This is a genomic window from Ruegeria sp. I3 (genome assembly GCF_056532525.1).
Window position 1 is genome coordinate 263819 of the sequence record NZ_JBQFNI010000005.1, and the last position, 22127, is coordinate 285945.

A 22127-nucleotide genomic window follows, 5' to 3' on the forward strand; every position below is an offset into this window, starting at 1 on the left:
TTACCTGAGCGGCAGGCAAATTTCGGTCAACAGATCCTCGGGGGCCGTTTCTCGTGGATCGTTGAGATAAATCTCATAACACGGATGGTCCGCAGGTTCTTCGCCAGACTCGGGCAACCAATTGCCAAATAATGCCTGATACGCGCCGTGAAGGCCGGAATAAGGTCCCTTGAAGGTCAGCACCGCTGTTTTGCCACCCGGAATTTCAAGGTCTTCCATCCCCTCGGGCGTATCATCACCGCAGAATTCAGCACCTGCAAAACTGCGCAATTCATCCTCGGGCACATCGTCCGGACTGTCGAGATACAGCCCGATCATCGGGCCGACTTGCGGCCACAGTTTGCGGGATTCGCACAGGGCACCAAAGGCCTCAAAGCTGCGGCCAATCTCGGCATACGCCCCTTTATGTGGCAGCGCTATGACTCGGCGAGACGGTTCGGTTCGGGTTGTTACGGGATGCATCGGATATCCTCCGGTTTTGAACATTGGATGGGCCGGCAGTATTTGCCCCGCACGTCGAAACGCGGTGGGGCTGCTGCCGTAGGCCTCGGAAAAGGCCCGCGCAAAGGATTTTTGGTTCGGATAGCCAATGTCGGTCGCGATCCGCGTAACCGGTCTGTCTGTTTGCACCAGCCAGCAGGCGGCACGGTGCAGGCGTATCCGACGGGTGGCCTGCGCGCAGGTCTCGCCAGTAATGGCGCGAAACACGCGATGCCAGTGAAACCGCGACATGGCTGCGACCTCGGCCAAAGCATCCAGCGACAGATCCCCGGCGGGGTGATCATGGATGTAGGCCAACACGTGCAACACGCGATCTTCGTAGCTGGCGGCCATCGGTATCCTTCCTTCTCTTTGCCCGTCCGTGGTCGCATATTCCGCGACCACAAATCTTGCTGAGTTGCATCCCGGACCACCTTTGGTCATATAGCAGGGAACTTCCGCGTTGAGAGGCGTCATGACCCAGTATCTGGATTTCGAAAAACCGCTGGCCGAGATCGAAGGCAAAGCTGAAGAGCTGCGCGCGCTGGCCCGTGCCAATGAAGAAATGGATGTGACGGAAGAGGCCGCCGCGCTGGATGCCAAGGCCGCCAAGCTTCTGGACGAGCTGTATGCCGATCTGACCCCATGGCGGAAATGTCAGGTGGCGCGTCATCCTGAACGTCCACACTGCAACGATTACGTGGATGCGCTGTTTACCGAATTCACCCCACTGGCAGGTGACCGGAACTTTGCCGACGATCTGGCGGTAATTGGCGGTCTGGCGCGGTTCAACGATCAACCCGTCATGGTGATTGGCCACGAAAAAGGCAGCGATACCAAATCGCGGATTGAACGCAATTTCGGCATGGCCCGCCCCGAGGGCTATCGCAAGGCCGTACGCCTGATGGAAATGGCGGGCCGCTTTGGCCTGCCGGTAATCACCTTGATCGATACAGCTGGGGCCTATCCCGGCAAGGGGGCGGAAGAACGTGGCCAGTCCGAGGCGATCGCGCGCTCAACCGAGATGTGCCTAAAGATTGGCGTTCCTTTGGTGTCCGTAATCATCGGCGAAGGTGGTTCTGGTGGCGCGGTCGCCTTTGCGACTGCGAACCGCGTAGCGATGTTGGAGCATTCGGTCTACTCGGTGATTTCGCCCGAAGGCTGCGCGTCGATTCTTTGGAAAGATGCCGAAAAAATGCGCGAGGCCGCCGAAGCGTTGCGCCTTACCGCTCAGGATCTGCACAAGCTGGGCGTTTGTGACCACATCATCACCGAGCCCAAGGGCGGTGCACATCGCAACCGCCCGGCGGCGGTCGAAGCCGTGCGGTCTGCAATTGCCTCGATGCTGGAAGAGCTTGATGGGAAAGACGCGGCAGCCCTGATCAAGGACCGCCGTCAGAAGTTCCTGGATATCGGTTCGAAAGGGCTGGCGGCTTAACCCGTCAGCCACCCAACCGCTGCAACAGAGCCACCGAAGGCTGGCCAGTCACGGACAACCCGTTGGCGCGCTGGTAGGCGCTAATTGCCGCCTCAGTATTCTTGCCGATAACACCATCTGCGCCTTGTGTGTCATAGCCCGCGGATGTCAGGCGGCGCTGCAGTTCTTTACGATCCTCCAGCGTCAAACCGGTCGCATCCGGCCCGAATGACGCTTGGAACGGCGCGCCGCCAGCAATGCGATCAGAAAGATGACCTACGCCGATCGCGTAGCTGTCCGAATTGTTGTAGCGCTTGATCACCTGAAAATTGCGGAACACAGAAATACGTGGGCCGGGCGTCTGCGGTTGCAGCACTGCCGCCGGCGTGCCCGAAACCGTGCCGACTTCACCGCCCCAAGGCTGCCCTCGCACCCAACCGGCACGTGCCAGATAAGCAGCCGTTGACGCAAGTGAATCTGCTGGGTCATCGGACCAGATATCGCGCCGCCCGTCGCCGGTGAAATCGACTGCATAAGCAAGGTAGGACGTCGGAATGAACTGTGTGTGGCCCATCGCTCCGGCCCAGCTGCCGGTCATGTTAGTCGGGGTCGTATCGCCCTCTTGAATAATCTTCAGCGCCGCCACCAGTTGCTTCTCAAAAAACGCTCCGCGCCGCCCGTCATAGGCCAGAGTCGACGTTGCCGAGATCACCGGCACATCGCCCCGCCGTGCACCATAACGGCTTTCCAGGCCCCAAACAGCCACGACGACCTCCTTGTCGACACCGTATTGGGCTTCGATCTGCGACAGGGTTCCTGCATGCCGTACAAGCATTTGCTTGCCAGTGTTGATCCGTTCATCCGAGGCAGCAATCGCCAGATAATCCTCAAGCGAGCGTTTGAATTCGACCTGATTGCGATCGCGTTCGATCACATCGGGTAGATATCCGGCGCCTTGAAACGCTCGGTTAAGGGTCGTCTGTGAAATGCCCTGCGACGCTGCCCGATTTTTGAAACTGGCCACCCAGGCATCCCATCCTGCGTTCGGAACCGCACGCATCCGCGAAGCCGGGGCACTGTTGGGTGCGGTGCCTGTGGAACAGGCCGTCAACAGGGTTGAACCAAGCCCTAAGGAAAACACTCTTCGATTAATCATGGTTAAATCTGCTCTTGTTGTGATTTGCGTTCAGAATAGCGCAGCCCGGTCGCTCAAGCCAGCAAAGCGACATCCGAAATCAACTGAATTGGAAGATGGGCAACAAGCCGCTCAGGTCACAAGCAGCCGCAAGCCCTGGGTCACATCCGAACGCACTGCTAGTCGCAACCCAGGCTCATCCCCGGCCTTGAGCGCTGCGATGATCAGACGATGGTAGTGCGGTGGCTCGGTCCTCCGCAACCGACCGTATAGGGCACGCATCGTGGGACCCAGCTGCAGCCAGACAGTTTCGGCCATGGCAAGCATCGCAGGGGCCTGTGCGCGTAGATACAGCGTGCGGTGAAATTCCAGATTTGCACGGATATATCCCACCGCATCGCGTTTCGTGACCATCTCGGCCACTGCCATGTTGATGCTTTGCAACCGGTCAATCAGCGCCATATGCGCGCGCGGCAGGGCCCGGCTGGCCAGTTCAACCTCAAGCAGCGCGCGCAGCGCCGCCAGCTCTTCGATCCGATCGCGCGTGAGTTCCGGCGTTGATACCCGACCGGAGGTGGACAGGAACAAAGCACCTTCTGCCGCCAGACGCCGCACCGCCTCGCGCGCCGGAGTCATCGACACACCGAATTCCTTGCCAATCCCGCGCAGTGTCAACGCCTGCCCCGGGGCAATCTCTCCATGCATGATGCGGGATCTGAGGGCGCGATAAACGCGATCATGGGTTGCCGTATGAGACTCGGCGGGGCGTGAGGTTAACATGAGTTTATGTGATCACAAATCGCGCTGAGGTCAAGCGACGGAGTCGAAGCGATATCTGTGCAGTTCAGCCCCGTTGTCTCGCAGCCAGCGGCGTGGTTCTTTGTAAGGGCCAAAAATATGCTCGACCTGCGCCCAGAACGCAGGTGAGTGGTTCATTTCGGCAAGATGCGCCACTTCATGCGCGGCCACATAATGGAGAACCTCTGTCGGGGCGAGGATCAACCGCCACGAGAACATCAACCCGCCCGCAGAACTGCACGACCCCCAGCGCGAACGCGTATCGCGCAAAGTAAGGCTACTGTACGACCGCCCCAGCATCGCCGCGTAATCATCGCACGCACCGGTCAGACGATCACGGGCAAGCTCTTTTAGAAACCGCGCTAGTCGCCGTGCTTCGGCACCGGGCGGAACCCCGATCGCATCGCCACTCAGCAAGACCCTCCGACCCGATGCAGAAACGATTCGCCGAGCCGTACCCTCGATCGGAATGAACTGCCCTACGCCGACTGCTTCAAGGCTAGGTCGATCCTGCAGGTGCCCGCGGATCCAACCCTCTTTCTGTTGTGCAAAATCCAGCGCTTCGGCTTCAGCCACCCCTGTCGGGTAGGTCAGCGTAACCCGCCCATCCAATTGGGAAATTCGCAAACTGATCCGCCGTGCGCGCGCCGATCTGCGCAGTGTCAGTGGCACCGGAGGCGTTCCGGGCAATGCGTGTCGCCCCATAGGTGGGCCTCCTTTGCGCAAAGGCTTTGACAGTGCCTGCCGCATGTGGCAGGTGACCTGAATCATTGATGAGATTCACCTGATATCAAGGGGATTTGATATGCCCAAGGAAGAATGGGGCGTAAAGCGTGTCTGCCCGACAACCGGCAAACGGTTTTACGACCTGAACAAGGACCCGATCGTCAGCCCCTATACGGGCGAGGTCGTGGAGCTGGACACCGGAAAAAGCCGGATGATCGCCGCGGATGCTGAAGATGCCGCATCGGTCAAGGCGCGCGAAGCGTCGTCGGACGAAGACATCGTTCTGGATGATGACGACAACGTCGATGTCGAACTGGACGATGATCTGCTGGACGACGATGACGATGGCGATAACGTTTCACTCGACGATATCAAGGACATGTCGTCAGAAGACGAAAACTGATGGATCCCGAGGCGGCCCCGCCGCCTCGACCCGGTCCGCGAAGTCGGTCTGAATTTTTTGCCGATTCCGATTTTAGGACTTGCACTCATCGACGGCGTCTCATAAACGTCCGTCCACCGTTACGACGGTACCTTTATGGGGCCTTAGCTCAGTTGGGAGAGCGCTTGCATGGCATGCAAGAGGTCAGGGGTTCGACTCCCCTAGGCTCCACCATCTCACTTTTGATCCGCCACCCATAGTTCTTCCTTTTTGGCAGCAGGATTTTCCTTTGGGGCCGAAGCGGAACTCAGGGCCCGAAGCAGACGTTTGCAATTGGGCTACAGGAACTACGATTGCGTCTGGGGACCAACCAAGAATTTACCAGGCAAGCAATTACCTTCGAACTCCAAGATCAATGTATGGTTGCTGTGCTTAGGGTTATGGGCCAAAGATGCAAATCTTTAAACGAAATGCAAAGCTATGGGTACACCTACAAACCGCTGTAAGTGCTCCCATAATGTTGCATTTCCGGCATTGATTTCAGTAAAGGAAATCTTGGAAGATTGCTCATAACTTTGCGTGCTACTTACGCATAGTTTTTCACGGTTTGCCCAAAAGTTTGCGAACTCCCCATTTCGGTGTCGGCCTAAACCGTTCCGAAAGTCTCCTTGAGTTCTGCCACCTGTACTGCATCCAACATGCGGGTTGGCATCCCTCTTAAGGCCATGAGCAATTTGGCTGCTTCTTCCAGCTCTTCTGCTGCAGAGACCGTTGAAAACAGATCCTTTCCCGATACGACGGGTCCGTGATTGGCCAGCAGAACAGCACTATAATTGCCGTCCAGTTCACGGATCAAATCACCAGATTTCGGATCGCCCGGCTTGACGTATGGAACCAGTTTGACTGTGCCTACGCGCATGACCATGTATGGTGTAAGCGGTGGAATACAGTCATTGGGATCGGTGTCTTCCAGACACGACAGTGCGGTGGCCCAGGTCGAATGTAGATGCACCACGGCACCCGCTTCCGGTCTCGTCTCATAGAAAGCCTGATGCAGAAAGACTTCCTTGGTCGGCTTATCCCCGGAGGCGTGGTTGCCATTCAAATCGATCTTGGCGATACGCTCGGGGTCGATATCGCCCAAGGTGGAATTGGTTGGTGTCATGAGGATGCCGTCGTGCAGACGTGCAGAGACGTTGCCCGCAGTGCCGACGGAAAATCCGCGCGCAAACAGCGATGCACACAGGTCCGACATCTGCTTTCGCAGCGCCTGTTCTTTAGAACTCATTTGCCGGCCTCCATCATTTTGAGCGCCCTAGCGAAAAAGTCCGGAGCGCCGAAGTTTCCAGACTTTAGAGCCAGCGCAATGGGTTCAGTTTTTCCAACGCTCAAGACTGGTACGCCCGGGTCTATCTCTGGCCCTAGTGACATGGCCGGAGACCCCAGTGCCTCAGAGACAGCCTTGGCGACAGCTCCCGACGTCTCCCCTCCGGCAACCACCAATCGCTTGTAGCTCTTCTGAGCAAGCTCGCGCGCGGTATCTGCAAAGAGATTGTCCAGCTTTTCCGCCACGGCTTCTTGGCCAAATTGACCTTGTACCGCGCGCACATCATCCGGGCTTCCCGATGAATAGGCGAGCGGTGCCTGACCCGGATGCGTTTCAAAGAAATCCAGAAGCGTTTGCATAGTCACATCCCCGGACATAACACCCGGAACGTCAATGGCGAAGGTCGGATGGGATTTCGCATGAACATCGATCTGACCACGGGTCGCACCTGAGCAAGACCCTGCAAGGATAGCGGCGGGCCCAGCGATACCTGTGAATACACTGCCACCTCTTTTGGACGAAGCTTTTCTGACGAAGTTCTTGGGTAGCCCCAGCGCTATCCCAGACCCCCCAGTAATGAGCTGGGCATCCTTCAGAGCCTCGCCCCAGGCCAGCAAATCCTCGTCCGAAATCGCATCACCGATCACAAAGCGTTCGTCGACGTTCCGCAAAGCAGTAGCAATCGCCTCTGGTCCTTGCGTCACGGCGTCAATTGAAACCAACCCAACCGCTTCTTGGATCTGATACTGCAACCAACGCTTGATGTCGGCATCCGTCATCGGAGTAAGAGGGTGATTTTCCATCCCGGACTCGTTCAACAGCTTGCCGAGCACAAATAGATGGCCGTGATAGATGGTGCGCCCCGTTGTCGGAAAGGCTGGACAGAAAACCACCTTTTGCGCGCCCAGTTCGTTGGCCAACGCTTCAGCAACCGGGCCGATATTTCCCTGCCTAGTGGAATCAAAGGTCGAGCAATACTTGAAGATGAACTGGCGGCATCCTTGATCTTTAAGCCATCGCAGGGCTCGCAGGCCGTCCGCAACAGCTTCTTCGACAGGTGCGGTGCGGCTCTTGAGTGAGACGACACCCGCTTCGATCTCTTTGTCGGCCGGGGTATCCGGAATACCTGGAAACTGCGCGGTTCTTAACCCACCTTCCGGCTCGACGCCCTTTGCCAAGGTGTTCGCAATGTCGCTCGCACCAGTGAAATCGTCCGCTATGACGCCGATTAGCATATCTTAATGTCCTTCGTCGGCCCTGGATCCAGCCTATGGATGTGCGGTGCTGCTCCGACGGGAAAAATCTCGCGCACAAGTGGATCATGGCCGGGCACGATAAGTCGAGGATGTGAGGCCAACCTCTCTAGGGTCTTGAAACCATCCATCATGTCCTGCAGGTCGACGACGATGGGAAAAGCTTTTCGCGCCATGAAATTCTCGTAGTAATGCGAGGCATCCGAGGCCAGAACCATCCACCCGGCTGCTGTTCTTACACGAACACATTGCAACCCCCGCGAATGCCCGCCGATACAGTGTACGGTCACCCCATCTGCTATCTCGGCCTCTCCGTCGTAGAACACGACCTTGCCTGAATAGAGGCGCTTTACGACCTCGCAGATATGGCCCGCCGAGAAAGGCGCGCGTAAGTGGTCGTGGCACATGCAGGGACCTGTAGCGAAGGCCATTTCCGCCGATTGCATGTGCAACTTCGCATTTGGGAACATATGCAGCCCCCCAGCGTGGTCATAATGGAGATGGGTCACGATAACCTCGGTCACCGCTTCGGGCATGATGTCCAATGGGCGCAAAGCCTCGCGTGGGTCCATCACAATGGGACGTCCACGGGCGGCTGCCTCGTCGCTGTCGTATCCGGTATCGACCAGTATAACTTTGTTGCCACGCTTGAGCACCCAAACGAAATAGTCCATCGCGTGAGGTGCATCGTGATTGTCATCCAATATGAAGCTGTCGCGTCGAGTGCGGGCATTGCGATCCGCGTATTTCACGGCGTGAATTTCCCAATCGTTCATCGGATGACCTCGGAATACTGTTGAACAGTCTTGGTGGCGATCATATCAGCCACAGCCGTATCGAAGGACTGGAAATGCGCGCTTTCTAGGTGGGCGTAGAACGCCACGCTGTCATCATAAACCTCATAGAGAAAAACTGTCTCGGGATCGTCGCCGAGGCAAACGTCAAACTGCTGGCATCCGGGTTCTTCACGCAAAGAGGTTGAAGCGTTTTCGACCATTAGCGGCAAAAAGGTTTCTCTCGTACCGGGCTTGAGAGTGAAGGTGACGGTAACCACAAACATCAGACGGAAAGTCCTTTCAAACGTAAGAAAGCGCGCTTTGCCATGGGCAGTTGGCTGAGGATCAGACCAACGTTGAGCACAAGTAGAATGGCCGCACCGGGTCGCGAAAAGAAGACAGAAAGATCCCCGTCCGACAAGAACAGCGATCGGCGGAAAGTTTCGTCAAACAGGCTTCCCAGTATAACCCCAATGACCAATGGAGCGATTGGGTACTTCATCAGGTTCATAAAATAGGCGACGGCGCCGACACCAAGCATCAGGTAGAGATCATTGATGCCACCACCGACGCTGAAGGACCCGATTGTTGTCAGAACCATCACAACCGGCAAGAAGATGGTCTGCGGTATGGCGAGTATTTTGATAAAGACCCGAGCAGTGAACAGGCCCATCAAGAACATAGTCAGGGATGCCAGCACTAGGATTGCGACTACGCGCAGAATGATCTCGGGGTCTATCGTGGGGCCCAGGATCACGTTGTTGATCTTGAAAGCCCCCATCAAAGCCGCGGCGGGTGGCGAACCGGGAATGCCCAAAACCAAAAGCGGGATTAGCGCGCCCCCAATGCAGGCGTTGTTTGCTGTTTCAGAGCATAGCAGACCTTCCAATGAACCTTTTCCGAACTTGTCGCCCTCAGCAGATACGGTCTTGCCGACACCGTAGCTGACCCAACCGGCGACATCTTCGCCCACGCCAGGAAGCGCTCCCACCCCGGTCCCAATTACCCCTGAACGGCCTATGGTCGGCAGGTAGCGTCGAATAGAGCGAAGGTTTGGAAGAATACGGCCCTTCAGTGCCAGAACTTTCCCGGCTTCAACATGCCTTAGACCGTCGATGATTTGAGGTATCGCAAAAGCCCCCATCAAAACGGGCACAACCTGAAACCCGCTCAATAAGTAAGACCAGCCGAAAGTATAGCGCGGCTCAGACAGAAGCGGATCGAGCCCTACCATAGACATTGCAAGCCCGATCAGACCGGCGATCCATCCCTTGATCACCAGATCCTCGCTCATAAGTGTGCCGGATAGAAGGATGCCAAACAAAGCCAAGAGTGCTTTTTCCGGACTCGCGATGTTCTTCGAAACCAAAAGCAGTGCCCAGACAAAAATCAAAAGCGTGATCGTCCCGATAACCGTACCGATAAAGCTGGCCGTTGTGGTCAGACCAAGTGCTTCGCCCCCTCGACCTGCTTTGGCCAGAGGGTAGCCATCCATGGCAGTCGCCGCGCTGGCTGCTGTGCCAGGTATGTTCAGCAGAATAGACGGGTAAGAGCCGCCGTAAATCGCGCCGACATAGGCCCCGAGCAAAGCGATAAGCGAATAGTCCAATGGGATCTTGTTGCCGAAAAATCCCGTCAGGATCGTCACTGCCAGCGTTGCGGTCAGGCCGGGCAATGCGCCGAACGTGATGCCTAGGAACACGGAAGCAATCAAATACAGATAGGTCAGCGGGTCCACTGCCAGACCAACGAATGCGGTCCCAAACCCAGCCAGTTGCGAAAGGATAAGGTCCATCCGGTCAGTCTTTCCATAACGGACGAAGCGTCACGTAGTAGTGGTATTCGATTTGCTTGAAGATCAGCCCCCCGCGCGCGGGCACGTTCTGTCGGAAAATAAAGGCCATCGCGCAGACGAGGATCAGCGGGGCCAGTATTGCGACGACTGGCACAAACCGCAAAACGCGTTCGGAAGCCGATTTGATCAACACCACAAGTGATAGCGAGACCCATAGGGCCAGTGTAAACCAATCATCACCGTGTGCATTCCATTCCGCCTGCGCGGGAAACACGGCGAACGCAAAAACCCCGGCAGAAACAACTGCGATACAGGCTACCAAAGCACGCCGCGCGTGACCGCCGTAGTAGCCGTAAGTCAAAGCTGTAATCAGTAACCCCGAGCACAATATGAAGTCCACTCTGGGAACCAGCCCGACGACGTATGCAAGAAGGATCAGGCCTATTGTTGTTGCTCGATAGGCTTCCGACTTATCCCATCCAATCCCCAAAGCCGTGAGTGCGTTCTGGGCTCCACCTGAGCGGATCGAATTAGCCAGCAAGACGAAGGACAACACAAGCAATCCACAGAAGATGAACAACGGTACAATTGCAGCCGAGTTGTACCAGTCCGACCCACTTACACCTGCGCGGTTTTCACCCCAAAGTGGGATGTCCAACGTCTTCCAAAGGAAAAAGACGGACACTGTTATTAGAACAATCGCAGCCCAGAAATCGCGGGTCCGCATGACCAGTGTTTCGTCGATTTTGTCCATGCCTGCCTCCTGGAGGAAAGGGCGCGATCAGACGCGCCCTTCCAAAGTTGATCGGATTAGGGCTTCTCGATACCCAGCGAGGCTGGATCGACCGTGGCAGCGCCCAAATCTTGCAAGGTATAGGCAAAAGTAGCCTCAAGGTTCGCAAACAATTCTTGAGCTTCTTCGCCGTGTTGACCACCGACATCATAATTGTTTGCCTCAGCCCATTCAGCGACGGTATCGGATGCAATCGCCTGCTCGAACGCTTCGCCGAGGGCCGCCTTCACATCATCTCCAGCCGAGCTGTGAACGGCAAATCCGATGGCTTGTTTTAGTGGCAGATACTTGTCGAGACCGTCATAGATGCCAAAGGCAGATGGCACTGTAGCTCCGGCAATCTGCGCATCTTCCGGTGTCAACATCGCAAGTGGCTTCAACTGTCCGCCTTCGATCAAAGGAGCTTGTTCAGCCAGCGAAGTCACAACCAACGCAACCTCACCTGCTATCGCCGCTTCCTGCCCGGGCGCTGAGCCTTTGTATGGAACAAACTTGAACTCTGCACCGGACCCTTTCTCGATGGCGAGAAGATTCAAGTGGTGGATCGAACCCGCGCCGGACGCGGCAGCGGGAATAGTGCCAGGAGCGGCTTTGGCAGCGTCGACCAGTTCTTCCAGAGTATTGTAAGGGCTGTCCGCCGGAACCGAGATCAGATCGGGTGATCCGCCAACAATAAACGGATACCAAAAGTCAAATTTCTTATCCCAACCACCCTGCACAGCAGCGGTGACGTTCGATTCAGACAGACCAACCAGTGTATAGCCATCGTCTGGTTGGTTCATGACGTAGACCATGCCGTTGGAGCCTGCGACCCCACCGGTTTGGTTGATCACATTGATCGAGACTGGAAGGTGTTTTTCCATTTCGGCCATGATCATTCGGTTGATCGTGTCCGTGCCGCCACCGGCCCCCCAGACCACAGCTGTGGTGATATCACGGTAAGGGTAATCCTGCGCGGTAGCAGCCCCTGAAATCCCGGTTGCAATCACGGCTGCGGCCGCCAACTGCCCTAGCTTCAGTTTCATTTCCAAGTCCTCCCAAACATCTTTGCGTTTATTATTGCATTTATTTGCGTATACATTAAAGAATGCGTTGTCAACGGACTGTAGTGAAAGCTGCTATCGCGCTATGAATGCGAAACGGGAAGGAAGCGGGCTAAGATGAAGAAAAGTTATGATGTGGCAGTGTTCCACGGGGACGGAATCGGCCCGGAAATTATGGCCCCTACGCTTGAAATTCTGCGTCAGCTCTCGCGCGGCGGTCCTTCCTACGAACTGGTGTTTACAGACGCTCCGGCGGGCGCAGCCCACTACGCCAAAACTGGAGAATCGTTTCCGACTGGTTCACTTGAAACTGCACGCAAGGCTGATGCGATTCTGCTATCTGCAATGGGTTTGCCGGATGTTCGCTACCCTGACGGAACCGAGATTTCACCGCAGATCGATCTGCGAAAGCAACTTGGACTTTTCGCTGGTGTAAGACCAGTAAAGGTAAGCAGCGGACAAATGACCCCCTTGGCGCTGCCTCCCGGAAAAGAGATCGACTTTGTCTTGATACGCGAAAGCACAGAAGGACTGTTCTTCACCCAAGGCGCTGGAGAAGTTACTGAACACGAAGCACGTGAAACTCTGCTGATCACTCGTGAGGTGTCCGAAAAACTGTTCCGGTTTGCGTTTGAACTCGCCCAGAACCGCAAAAGAACCGGGCGCGGTCGGGGTCGAGTTACATGTGTCGACAAAGCCAATGTATTCCGCGCCTTTGCGTTCTTCAGATCGATGTTTGATGCAGAAGCTGCAAACCATCCCGAATTGCAGGCAGACCATGCTTATGTTGATGCCACCGCTCTATGGATGGTTCAAAAACCTTGGGAATTCGATGTTTTGGTCACTGAGAACATGTTCGGCGACATCCTTTCTGACCTTGGCGCCGGCCTTATGGGCGGTCTTGGATTGGCTCCTTCAGCAGATATCGGGTTGAACCACGCCGTGTTCCAACCCTGTCACGGCTCTGCTCCGGACATTGCGGGACAAGACATTGCCAATCCTTTCGCAATGATCCTGTCTGCAGCAATGATGCTTGAATGGTTAGGGTTGACCCATAATCATCCAGAATTGTCCAAAGATGGCGAACGTTTACAGGAAGCCGTGGAAAAGGTGACTGAGAGCGGTCAAAACCTGACGCGTGACCTAGGTGGCACAGCCGGAACACAGGACGCAGCCTCATCGGTATTGGAAGCATTGCTGGCATGAATACTCAACAAGCCATCACGGTCGCGTGCGTAGGTGCGGGGTATTTCAGCAAGTTCCACTACGAAAGCTGGTCTCGAATGCCCGGAGCGATTCCGATTGCATCCTGCAACCGTGACATCAAAAAGGCGAAAGATACAGGACTGGCCGCTTACGATGATCTATCAAAAATGCTGGAGGCGGAACAACCAGATCTTGTGGACATCATCCTTCCGCCTGTAGCGCAGGCCGATGCCATCCGAATGGCGTTGCGCTCTGGAATAAAGTGGTTGATCTGCCAAAAACCTTTCTGCATGTCGCTGCATGAAGCTGAGAAAATTGTTTCAGAGGCCGAAGCGGTAGGAGCAACTATTGTTGTACACGAGAACTTTCGCTTTCAACCTTGGTATCGCGCGATCAAAGAGGCGATGACCGAGGGTCGAATTGGTACACCTTTGCAAGCTACTTTCCGGCTTCGGCCCGGCGACGGACAGGGACCACGAGCCTACCTTGACCGGCAGCCGTATTTTCAGGACATGCCGCGTTTCCTGGTTCATGAAACAGCGGTTCACTGGGTCGACACATTCCGATTCTTGTTCGATGCGCCCAGCGCAGTTTATGCGGACTTGCGCCAAGTGAACCCCATTATCGCGGGTGAGGACGCCGGCTATATCCTGTTTGATCATCCCAATGGTTTGAAAGCTCTGTTCGATGGGAACAGGTGTCTTGACCACAGCGCCAAAAACCTGCGTCAAACTATGGGTGAAGCTCTCATTGAAGGAACAACAGGATCATTGGTTCTTAACGGCGATGGTTCAGTTGAACTCCGCGCTTTTGGAAAGCAGACGCAGCAGCAAATTCTACCTCCAAGCGATCATAATGGATTTGGCGGCGATTGCGTCCACGCCTTGCAAAGTCACGTCGTTTCAGGCCTTGTAAAGGGCACGCCGCTGGAAAACACGGCTCGAGACTATTTGGACGTGATCCGCATCGAAGAGAGCATCTATCTCTCGGCTGCGGAGGGACGAAAGATCAACCTGGAGACGCCGTGAAGGGTCAAGACGCAAAAACTCTTTCCAATACGCAACGCGCCGTTAGGGATTTGCGGCAGATGATCCTGTCCGGCGAACTTGCAGCCGGAACGGACCACCTAGAGTCGGAACTCGCCGAAACCCTTGGTATGTCCCGCACCCCGATACGGGAAGCTGCGCTCATGTTGGAAAGCAAGGGGTTGCTGGAAATGCGGCCCCGCAAAGGCGTGCGGATACTGCCGGTTTCATCAGACGATATGCGTGAAATCTACGACATCCTGACGGAGCTCGAGAGCCTCGCTGCACAACGCGCTGCCGAAGCGGGTTATTCAGAAGATGAACTTTCGGTACTTGCTGGGTCAATTGCGAAGATGGACCGAGCCATCGAATCCCAAGATCTTGAAGCCTGGGCCGAGGCCGATGAGTTGTTTCATCAAGAGCTCGTTCGGTTGGGCGGCAACAAACGGGTCGAAGCGATTGTCGCCATGATGAGCGACCAGGTGCGCCGCGCGCGCGCAACGACCTTGTTCATCAGACCCCTGCCCGTCAAATCCAATGAAGACCACCGGGTTGTTTTCCATGCGATTAGTGAAGGTCGACCGGATGTCGCCCGTGAACGTCATCGAGAACACAGGCTGCAAGCCAAGGCTATGCTTTGCGAGATACTCGAAAAGCATCGGCTCAACAGCCTCTGATCTTCTCGTATCCAGCCATTAATCATCTAAAATATCTGCTTATTTTCGGTACTAAAGGCGCTCCGAATACTTGTCGATAACGGCAACCCGCAGTTGCCTCCGGCTGCTCTGATATTCTTTTTTCTAGTCGCTCAAACAATCACTGCATCGATTGGGGTTGAAATAGTACGATTTCGTATTAATTTAGTTCGATATCGTACTATTGGAGAGTCAAGATGCCAAACCGAAGACGTTTTCTCAAGATTCTAGGCGGAGGCACAATACTGGCGGCAACGGGCGCGGCTGGGTTTCTCACGACACGTACGCCCCATGAAGCTTTAGCTCCGTGGACGCCAAAACCGTATGATGACCCACGCAAGGCTGCTTTGTCCTACGCAATTCTCGCCCCCAATCCGCACAATTTGCAACCTTGGCTGATCGAGTTGGTTGGGCAAGACAAAGTGCGCATCCACCGTGATCCTGAACGTGAGCTTCCTGAAACCGATCCTTACCACCGCCAGCTCTATATTGGCCTCGGTGCATTTGTTGAGACGATGGTTCTAGCAGCAGGTGCACAGGGGTTTGATACAGAGGTCGAGTTACTGCCAGGTGGGAATGACGGACCTATCGCAGAAGCGATGTTTGTATCTGGCGGGGCATCCGATCCACTCTCAGATCAAATCCTCAACCGACATTCAAATAAAGAACCGTACACTGAACAGCGGCTCTCTGAGGCGGAAATATCGGTCCTTGAAAACTATGCCACTCTGATTTCCGATGAGGATCTAGTGGCCCGTATTCGAGACCTCACAAAACGCGCTTTTGAAATCGAAATGCGAACTCCACAGACCCTTAGAGAATCCGTCGACCTGATGCGGATCGGCAAAGCAGAAATCAACGCAAACCCAGACGGGATTGAACTGCGTGATCCCATGCTGGAAACGCTGCGACTTACTGGCCTATTGGACAACGAGACCCTGATGAACGTTGATCACCCAGGCACTCAGGCGCACATGCAAGACTACTTCGCTATGCTAGACGCGACACCGCAATACGCAGTCCTCGCGACAGCCACAAATACGCGAAGCGATCAACTTGATGCTGGACGTCAGTTGATGCGTTTCTACCTGAAGACAACCGAAATGGGCCTAGGCGTTCATCCTGTCAGCCAGGCCCTTCAGGAATATCCTGAGATGGCCGATGAATACGCTCTGGCGCATGAGCTTCTTGCGTCACCGGACCACACGGTGCAAATGTTGCTGCGTTTGGGGTATGGACCTGAACCAATTGCCACACCCCGCTGGCCGCTGGAGACACGAATTCTGAATGAAGCCTGAAGATGAGACCAACGAAGTTTACCGATTCTTCACCGAGGTCGGGATCATCAATCAGTTGATCTCGACCAAGCTGGAAGCGTTCTTGCCTGGTAGAATGACGGCGACTCAATTCGGAATTTTGGGCCATCTGGTACGGCGTCCCGAGGGTGAAACTCCACAGCAACTTTCGAACGCGTTTCAAGTGCCTAAAACTTCGATGACGCACATGCTCTCCAGTCTTGAAAATCATGACCTGATTACTCTTGAAGCCAACCCCAATGACAAGCGTTCGAAAATTGCTCGGCCTACACCGCAAGGCGCTGAGTTTTTGAAAGCTTGTATGGAGCGGATGTCGGAATCCCTGGCTCCAGTTTTGTCCGAACTCGGGCCTGAACCGTTCCATGAATCATTGCCTAATCTGACGCTCATACGCGAAACTTTGGACAGCGAGCGCGACTAGCCGAAACCTGCGCCAGCCGAATCAAGCAACCAAATTTTCAGAACATCATGCAATCAGCGCCCGGCGGGAGCGGCGGCGATCCTTCAGGCAAAGTGGGCGTGTAGTCAAATGTCACAATCTTCGCGCCACCGTCGAATGCAACGAACAGTTGATTGGACCCCGGCCTAATGGCGATGCCTTCTGGATCGGTTCCGAATTCTAACAAACTTTGCTTGGCGAGAAGTTGGCCATCTGCCGTGAACTCATACAGGCTGTTTGACCCTTCCCAGTCATCAACAATCAACATGTGGCCGGTACGCGGATCAATCGCGATGCCCTGCGCCTCACTCAAGGGAGGAGAGAGCTTCATGGTATCCAACCTCGCCGTCAAAGCACCCTCTGAGGTGAACCACGACAACCGTTCGGGGTCATCCTCTACGGTCACGATCTGTCCCTTGGCGTTGATCGCAATTCCTTCCGTATCCGCGAAACCACCTTCCAATTCGAAGGGTGCTCCCAGGCGTGATCCGTCCTTGGTGACACGTTGAAGACTGCCGAGACCATCGCCCAGCAACAAGTGATCCCCTTCAACAGCAATTGCTTTGATCCGAAAGAGATCGCTGGATATACGGCGCAATTCATCACCTTGCAATGTAACGAGAATTGCCTCGGGCCCCTCGTTCGCAATCCACAACCCACAAAAGGTCGGATCGTAGTCAAGACTTGCGGGCTGATTAAGTTCATAACGCCCTGTTTCGCGAAGCTGCAATGCCGTGGCCGGGGTCGACACAGCAAAAATCACTAAGGCGGTGGTCCTCACAAACACTCTGGATGCTCCGAAAATCTGCGTCAAAACTGTGGGGCGGAATCGTAACACGTCAATGCTAAGAGCACCTAAACTTCCAAAATCAGAGAGCATCATTTTACCTGATCAAAGACTTATAACACGGAAACTGGTTACGAGCGGTGTGGTTCGACGCATCTGGGTTCTGCCATAGTCCGTTGGAACTAGGGGTGTGTCGAAATCGCAAACCAACAACATGGCGCTTGTGAGAGTTACGAAATCAACACTAGCGAACGAAACAACCTCAGGCTTCATAGAACAAACTTGCAATCGCGTGCTCGGGCGTAGTCACCTAGGGCATAGGGTTGGAGAAAGCCAATGGCGCTGTGGAAGTTCGTGATTAGTGTTTATTGCGCGCTGTTTCTTGTCGCTTGCGCTCCGAAAACCCGCACGTATGAAAAGACTGTATCTGCTGCGCTACCGGCAAATTCCAGCACTGCTCTGGGTCAGGCGGCCAATCGCCTTGGGGATCCTAAAGACGGTCGGTCAGGCATCAAGCTGATCAGTGATGGAGAAGAAGCGCTCGTATCACGGCTGTTGTTGGCCACTGCGGCCGAGCGAACGATAGACGCGCAATACTATCTTCTGCACGACGACCCAACCGGTCACCTGTTCGCTGCCAGTCTCTTGCAAGCGGCGGATCGGGGTGTTCGTGTTAGGCTGTTGTTGGATGATATGGATACGTCCGGCTACGACGCGATGACCGCTGCGTTGGACAATCACAAAAACATTGAAATAAGGCTGTTCAACCCGTTCTGGCGAGATCAGAGCCTTTTGATCGCGGGTCTGACTGATTTCAAACGCATCAATCGCAGAATGCACAACAAGTCCATGACAGCAGACAACGTGTTCACGATTGTAGGTGGGAGAAACATCGGTGCCGAGTATTTTTTGGCGCGGGAAGAAATGAACTATGCTGATCTGGATGTGCTGGCCGCAGGCCCAGTTGTACGCGAAGTGTCACGTAGCTTTGACGCTTACTGGAACAGCGAATTCGCAGTTCCGGCTCGCGTGGTTGTCGGAGAACCCGAAGAATTTGACCTGAGCGATGCACGCAGCAGGTTGAATGAGCTCGTCGAGGAAGCGAAGCAAACGCAGTACGGCGCAGCGCTCAGAAAGTCGGCAAAAGAGAACTTCGCGGATGGCGCCCTGTTACTGGATTGGCTGCCAGCGAAACTTTATGCTGATCCGCCTTCAAAGGCCGCGGGCCTCGAGAACTCAGGTCCCGTTCTTGCATCTCAATTGCTTCCGTACTTTGAGAATGCCAGCAGTGAAGTGAACATCGTGTCCGCCTACTTCGTGCCGCGCAACAACGGTGTGAAATGGCTGACCGAACTCGAGAACCGCGGGGTCGACGTAAAGGTTGTAACCAACTCTCTTGCATCTAACGACGTCGCACCCGTTTACGCACACTACGCCAAGAAACGCCGAGCACTGCTACGCGGTGGAGTAGAACTCTACGAGCTGCGACCCGACGCTTATCAAGTCCAACGCCGCGGTATTAACTGGGCTCAATCCAGGTCAGGCCTGCACTCCAAGGCATTTGCAATTGATGACCAGTACTTGTTCGTGGGTTCATTCAACTGGGATCCGCGATCTGTCAACATCAACACCGAGATGGGAATTCTGATTGACTCGCCAGCATTGACTGCGCAGACGATGGGGGCCTTGGACGACGCACTACCCGCATACACATATAACGTGACGCTCGAGCAAGCTGGCCAGCTTAAATGGACGACAAGAGCCAATGATGGCACCATTCTTGAGTACCAATTCGAGCCGACAGGATCGGCCTGGGATCACATAGTTGCCGGGTTATTAAGTATTTTACCAATTGGGTCCCAGCTTTAGGTTTCTGCAAACTACCTGATCGCTTGGCCGTCACCGACGCCTGCGAAGATGGCGGCAGAAAAGACATAGGTCATCAGTCGCAGATATTTCCCAATATCTAATTCTTAATACAGACTAGATATTCATTTTATAAACTGCTGGCGGGATAATGCCTGCTACCAAAGTCAATGGACATGTTTATCATTCCAGGGAAGCTGAACGTTATCGGGCAAGTCCCGTTATCCGGTTACTTGAACAGTTAGGTTCAGCTTGCCGCGCCTTAGTGAATTTTTGCGCTTTGTGTTTCATTTCTAGCGATCGTCTAATCTCGTAAGATGCCGAAGGTAGATTGTTTTGAATAACTATAGCTGATTATTGTGCATCTTCAGTGAGAAAGAACAACTCAATGGGCTGCGCAAGGCCACGTATTTCGTGATCCCCACAGCTAACGAACATGTTCGGAGCAGCACTTGCAACGGCTGACGTCGCCAACACTCTCCGACCAGTTGATTTTGTTAAACCTTCAATTCGGCTTGCAACGTTCACCGCCCCGCCCAGAACTGTGAAATCAAGCCTGCCGGGGCTGCCGATATTACCATAGCTGACCTGCCCAACGTTAATTCCAATACCAACATCCAAAGGCGGTTTTTGAAGCCCGTCTCGTCTGGTGTTGAGAGCGTTCAAACCACTCAGCACACTCTGCGCTGCAAGAGCCGCCATTCTGCAGCGGTCGGCATGGTCTTTTTGAGCTTCAATAGTAAAGATCGACAGGATGCCATCGCCCATGAACTTGAGGACGTCTCCACCGTTGTCCTCTACGGCTTTAACCACCAGATCAAAATAGTCGCTAAGCGTGTCGAAGATATCTTCTTCCGGAGAGGTCTCGGAAAGTGCTGTAAAGCCTCGCAGATCAGAGAACATCACCACGGCATCCAAAGTTGTTCGCTCTCCGCGCTTTATATTGCCGCTCCAGACGGCCTCGGAAGGTCCATCTCCTAAATAAGTTCGAAGCAGACCTTTAGACGATTTTCGCATCGTGACAGGTTCCAAGGCGGAAGAAAGGGCCGGTAAGGCCGCTTCAATCAGTCTAAGATGTTCGGGCGAGAATCCATCCTTTGCCTGAGTAACGAACGTACATCCATGCAGCGATCCATCGCCGTAATAGAGCAAAGTAGCGTAGTAGTCGGTGCCGCCCTGCTCTGCAAATTCAAGATAGGATGAATGCTCTGTTTCCAAGTCCAGTCGCCGAAGACTTTTGTGAAGTGGCTTTCTGTTCGCAAGAATATACTCGAATGAACTCCCGACATAACCATCTGTCAACATCGTCTCATGCGTGACGTCGTAGCTGTCGGTGCCTTCAGGCGTCCAAACTACCCCCCAGGCAATAAGCAATGGGTTGGCAAAGCGCTGGCCAATGTTTGCCCGCCATAGCGGCACTCCGGCTTCGATCAAGGAGGAACAAAACTGTGACACCACCTTTACAGGATCACCGGAGCGACGACCTTCTGTAATCATCCATTCGGTCAGTCGAGTGACTTCTTCCATGGACCCAATTTAGTCGCTTGGAAACGATGAGCAAAGACAATTGGATTGGCAATGTCGGTTGCTGTTGTTGAGCAGCTTGATCAGACCTGTCCAAATTGATGCTCGGGCATCAACGGAATGTATTCCATCGGGAAGATGGTTTGTAAATTTAGATCCCGCGCGGTTCCAAACAGACCTATTTGAAGATTGCAGCCCTCTCTTGGGAAACCTTCAATAGAAACCAATCTCGCTGACATCTACGCGGGCCTCGTGATCTCTCCCGTAGGCTACAACTCCAACTGAGGTGATTTCGTCAGCAACGGGAATAGCGCGCAACATGGCACCTGAAGCCTTGAAGCCTGAGAGTGGTAACCAGACTTCGGCCCAGTTGTCAGAAGTTGCGAACGCGGCCTGATAGTATTGCCATGGAAGCACCGTGCCACGTGTCCTGAGGTGGACGAAGTATTGCTCGCCATTCCCCCGTACCAACAGCCTGACGCCTGATACACCCGCATCTGGTCGATCAGACAACTTGCGTCGGAACTGGATAAAGCCGCCGTTGTTTTTTGTGCTGACGGTTCCGGTCAACCGGGCGAACGCAACATCACGATCCGAACGAAACTGCACCTGCCCTGAAGAAACCCCTCCCATGACGGTGTCGGCAACGTAGTCCCAACTCGTCTCCGGAGACTTGGAGAAGTCTTCTGCAAGATTTTCATCAGCCTGTGCCATTATAGATCCGATGATAACAAGACCTGAAACAAGCCCAGCGAAGTTTCCACGCATATCGTTTTTTCTCAGTTCAGTATTGCAATAGAAAGGTTCAAGACAGTGGCAAATGCGACCCATGCAAAGTACGGCAGGAAGGCTAGTGCGGAAACCTGATCCGAGCTCCTGACCAGAGCGATGAACATGACGATGACAGCCAGCAACGCGGCAATTACAACAAACGCAAACCACGGTAGTTGCAGTATGAAAAAGATTGGGGACCACGAAAAGTTTAGACCCATCTGTGCCCACCACAGCTTCATGGCAGTCGAGCTTCGGTCTGTTTCAAACTGACGCCAACCCGCCATGGCGATCAAGACATAATGCACCGTCCAAACCGGCCCAAAAATCCAATTTGGTGGATTGAAAGCAGGTTTAGAAAGCTGCGCATACCAATCCCCGGGCGCGGTCAATATCCCAATCAGGATGCCGCCTCCCAACACGAGCGCAAGAAATGCTATGCGGACCATCCAATTCGACATTGTGGGATAGCTTTCAGCAGTCCTTGGTCGTCACGTTGACAAGCGCTTCGGAAGAGAAGGTCGCAGTACTGATCTCATCGGCATCGGTATATGACACCGTGGCACCTTCGAT

23 protein-coding genes and 1 tRNA gene are annotated in these 22127 nt (G+C 54.4%); 9 read left to right on the top strand and 15 right to left on the bottom strand.

Annotation, left to right across the window (positions count from 1 at the left end):
* Complete coding sequence (locus ACR0L9_RS15410) at nucleotides 1-834, bottom strand: AraC family transcriptional regulator (RefSeq protein ID WP_480896031.1); 834 nt, start codon at nucleotides 832-834, stop codon at nucleotides 1-3.
* A 121-nt stretch (nucleotides 835-955) separates the two neighbouring features.
* Between ACR0L9_RS15410 and ACR0L9_RS15415 the strand changes: the two genes are divergently transcribed.
* Nucleotides 956-1918, top strand: a complete 963-nt coding sequence (locus tag ACR0L9_RS15415; RefSeq protein WP_170395560.1) for an acetyl-CoA carboxylase carboxyltransferase subunit alpha — start codon at nucleotides 956-958, stop codon at nucleotides 1916-1918.
* Between the two features lie 4 nt (nucleotides 1919-1922).
* On the opposite strand, the gene ACR0L9_RS15420 is transcribed toward ACR0L9_RS15415, so the two are convergent.
* The 3 genes from ACR0L9_RS15420 to ACR0L9_RS15430 all read right to left on the bottom strand — a co-directional run bounded on the left by ACR0L9_RS15420 (nucleotide 1923) and on the right by ACR0L9_RS15430 (nucleotide 4535).
* Nucleotides 1923-3053 carry a lytic murein transglycosylase gene (locus ACR0L9_RS15420; protein ID WP_480896010.1) on the bottom strand — a complete coding sequence of 377 codons (1131 nt, stop codon included), beginning with the start codon at nucleotides 3051-3053 and terminating at the stop codon, nucleotides 1923-1925.
* A gap of 111 nt (nucleotides 3054-3164) precedes the next feature.
* Nucleotides 3165-3812, bottom strand: a complete 648-nt coding sequence (locus ACR0L9_RS15425) for a GntR family transcriptional regulator (protein ID WP_170395556.1) — start codon at nucleotides 3810-3812, stop codon at nucleotides 3165-3167.
* Between the two features lie 30 nt (nucleotides 3813-3842).
* Entirely contained in the window at nucleotides 3843-4535 is a 693-nt protein-coding gene (locus ACR0L9_RS15430; protein WP_480439232.1) for a M48 family metallopeptidase, read from the bottom strand.
* A 100-nt stretch (nucleotides 4536-4635) separates the two neighbouring features.
* Here ACR0L9_RS15430 and ACR0L9_RS15435 point away from each other — a divergent pair, with 100 nt between their 5' ends.
* Complete coding sequence (locus ACR0L9_RS15435) at nucleotides 4636-4959, top strand: TIGR02300 family protein (RefSeq protein WP_170402007.1); 324 nt, start codon at nucleotides 4636-4638, stop codon at nucleotides 4957-4959.
* A 137-nt stretch (nucleotides 4960-5096) separates the two neighbouring features.
* Nucleotides 5097-5172: transfer RNA gene (locus ACR0L9_RS15440), tRNA-Ala, on the top strand.
* 412 nt (nucleotides 5173-5584) lie between these two features.
* Here the strand turns inward: ACR0L9_RS15440 and otnC are convergent.
* The 7 genes from otnC to ACR0L9_RS15475 are packed head-to-tail and all read right to left on the bottom strand — an operon-like array spanning nucleotide 5585 to nucleotide 11907.
* Nucleotides 5585-6226 carry a 3-oxo-tetronate 4-phosphate decarboxylase gene (otnC, locus tag ACR0L9_RS15445; protein WP_480896012.1) on the bottom strand — a complete coding sequence of 214 codons (642 nt, stop codon included), beginning with the start codon at nucleotides 6224-6226 and terminating at the stop codon, nucleotides 5585-5587.
* The gene (gene otnK / locus ACR0L9_RS15450; protein WP_480896014.1) at nucleotides 6223-7500 is read right to left on the bottom strand and encodes a 3-oxo-tetronate kinase; all 1278 of its coding nucleotides are present in this window, start codon (nucleotides 7498-7500) and stop codon (nucleotides 6223-6225) included. Before otnK ends, otnC begins: the two co-directional genes overlap by 4 nt.
* Nucleotides 7494-8294 carry an N-acyl homoserine lactonase family protein gene (locus tag ACR0L9_RS15455; RefSeq protein ID WP_480896017.1) on the bottom strand — a complete coding sequence of 267 codons (801 nt, stop codon included), beginning with the start codon at nucleotides 8292-8294 and terminating at the stop codon, nucleotides 7494-7496. The genes otnK and ACR0L9_RS15455 overlap by 7 nt, the downstream gene beginning before the upstream one ends.
* Nucleotides 8291-8578 carry a putative quinol monooxygenase gene (locus tag ACR0L9_RS15460; RefSeq protein WP_480896018.1) on the bottom strand — a complete coding sequence of 96 codons (288 nt, stop codon included), beginning with the start codon at nucleotides 8576-8578 and terminating at the stop codon, nucleotides 8291-8293. The genes ACR0L9_RS15455 and ACR0L9_RS15460 overlap by 4 nt, the downstream gene beginning before the upstream one ends.
* On the bottom strand, nucleotides 8578-10089 hold the full coding sequence (locus ACR0L9_RS15465; protein ID WP_480896019.1) for a tripartite tricarboxylate transporter permease: 1512 nt from the start codon (nucleotides 10087-10089) through the stop codon (nucleotides 8578-8580). Before ACR0L9_RS15465 ends, ACR0L9_RS15460 begins: the two co-directional genes overlap by 1 nt.
* 4 nt (nucleotides 10090-10093) lie before the next feature.
* Nucleotides 10094-10843: a hypothetical protein gene (locus ACR0L9_RS15470; RefSeq protein ID WP_480763335.1), complete on the bottom strand. Its 750-nt coding sequence runs from the start codon at nucleotides 10841-10843 to the stop codon at nucleotides 10094-10096.
* 56 nt (nucleotides 10844-10899) lie between these two features.
* Nucleotides 10900-11907 (bottom strand): tripartite tricarboxylate transporter substrate binding protein, encoded by a 1008-nt coding sequence (locus ACR0L9_RS15475; protein WP_170423468.1) that lies wholly within the window; start codon nucleotides 11905-11907, stop codon nucleotides 10900-10902.
* 135 nt (nucleotides 11908-12042) lie between these two features.
* Here ACR0L9_RS15475 and ACR0L9_RS15480 point away from each other — a divergent pair, with 135 nt between their 5' ends.
* From ACR0L9_RS15480 to ACR0L9_RS15500, 5 genes are all read left to right on the top strand, one after another.
* Nucleotides 12043-13131, top strand: a complete 1089-nt coding sequence (locus ACR0L9_RS15480) for an isocitrate/isopropylmalate dehydrogenase family protein (RefSeq protein WP_480896021.1) — start codon at nucleotides 12043-12045, stop codon at nucleotides 13129-13131.
* Nucleotides 13128-14159 carry a Gfo/Idh/MocA family protein gene (locus ACR0L9_RS15485; protein ID WP_480896022.1) on the top strand — a complete coding sequence of 344 codons (1032 nt, stop codon included), beginning with the start codon at nucleotides 13128-13130 and terminating at the stop codon, nucleotides 14157-14159. Before ACR0L9_RS15480 ends, ACR0L9_RS15485 begins: the two co-directional genes overlap by 4 nt.
* Entirely contained in the window at nucleotides 14156-14833 is a 678-nt protein-coding gene (locus tag ACR0L9_RS15490; RefSeq protein ID WP_170613814.1) for a GntR family transcriptional regulator, read from the top strand. Before ACR0L9_RS15485 ends, ACR0L9_RS15490 begins: the two co-directional genes overlap by 4 nt.
* Nucleotides 14834-15048: 215 nt before the next feature.
* On the top strand, nucleotides 15049-16149 hold the full coding sequence (locus tag ACR0L9_RS15495; RefSeq protein WP_170408444.1) for an Acg family FMN-binding oxidoreductase: 1101 nt from the start codon (nucleotides 15049-15051) through the stop codon (nucleotides 16147-16149).
* A complete protein-coding gene (locus ACR0L9_RS15500; protein WP_170647199.1) occupies nucleotides 16139-16588 on the top strand; it encodes a MarR family transcriptional regulator in 450 nt (149 codons plus the stop codon). The genes ACR0L9_RS15495 and ACR0L9_RS15500 overlap by 11 nt, the downstream gene beginning before the upstream one ends.
* A gap of 37 nt (nucleotides 16589-16625) precedes the next feature.
* On the opposite strand, the gene ACR0L9_RS15505 is transcribed toward ACR0L9_RS15500, so the two are convergent.
* Nucleotides 16626-17420 carry a hypothetical protein gene (locus ACR0L9_RS15505; RefSeq protein WP_480896024.1) on the bottom strand — a complete coding sequence of 265 codons (795 nt, stop codon included), beginning with the start codon at nucleotides 17418-17420 and terminating at the stop codon, nucleotides 16626-16628.
* 309 nt (nucleotides 17421-17729) lie between these two features.
* Here ACR0L9_RS15505 and ACR0L9_RS15510 point away from each other — a divergent pair, with 309 nt between their 5' ends.
* A complete protein-coding gene (locus ACR0L9_RS15510; protein WP_170408446.1) occupies nucleotides 17730-19262 on the top strand; it encodes a phospholipase D family protein in 1533 nt (510 codons plus the stop codon).
* 351 nt (nucleotides 19263-19613) lie between these two features.
* Here the strand turns inward: ACR0L9_RS15510 and ACR0L9_RS15515 are convergent, their stop codons facing one another.
* The 3 genes from ACR0L9_RS15515 to ACR0L9_RS15525 form a co-directional block, all read right to left on the bottom strand.
* The gene (locus ACR0L9_RS15515; protein ID WP_480896026.1) at nucleotides 19614-20786 is read right to left on the bottom strand and encodes an adenylate/guanylate cyclase domain-containing protein; all 1173 of its coding nucleotides are present in this window, start codon (nucleotides 20784-20786) and stop codon (nucleotides 19614-19616) included.
* A 210-nt stretch (nucleotides 20787-20996) separates the two neighbouring features.
* Nucleotides 20997-21497, bottom strand: a complete 501-nt coding sequence (locus tag ACR0L9_RS15520) for a CIA30 family protein (RefSeq protein ID WP_480896027.1) — start codon at nucleotides 21495-21497, stop codon at nucleotides 20997-20999.
* Between the two features lie 65 nt (nucleotides 21498-21562).
* Entirely contained in the window at nucleotides 21563-22003 is a 441-nt protein-coding gene (locus tag ACR0L9_RS15525) for a TspO/MBR family protein (RefSeq protein WP_480896028.1), read from the bottom strand.
* Nucleotides 22004-22127: the final 124 nt, after the last annotated feature.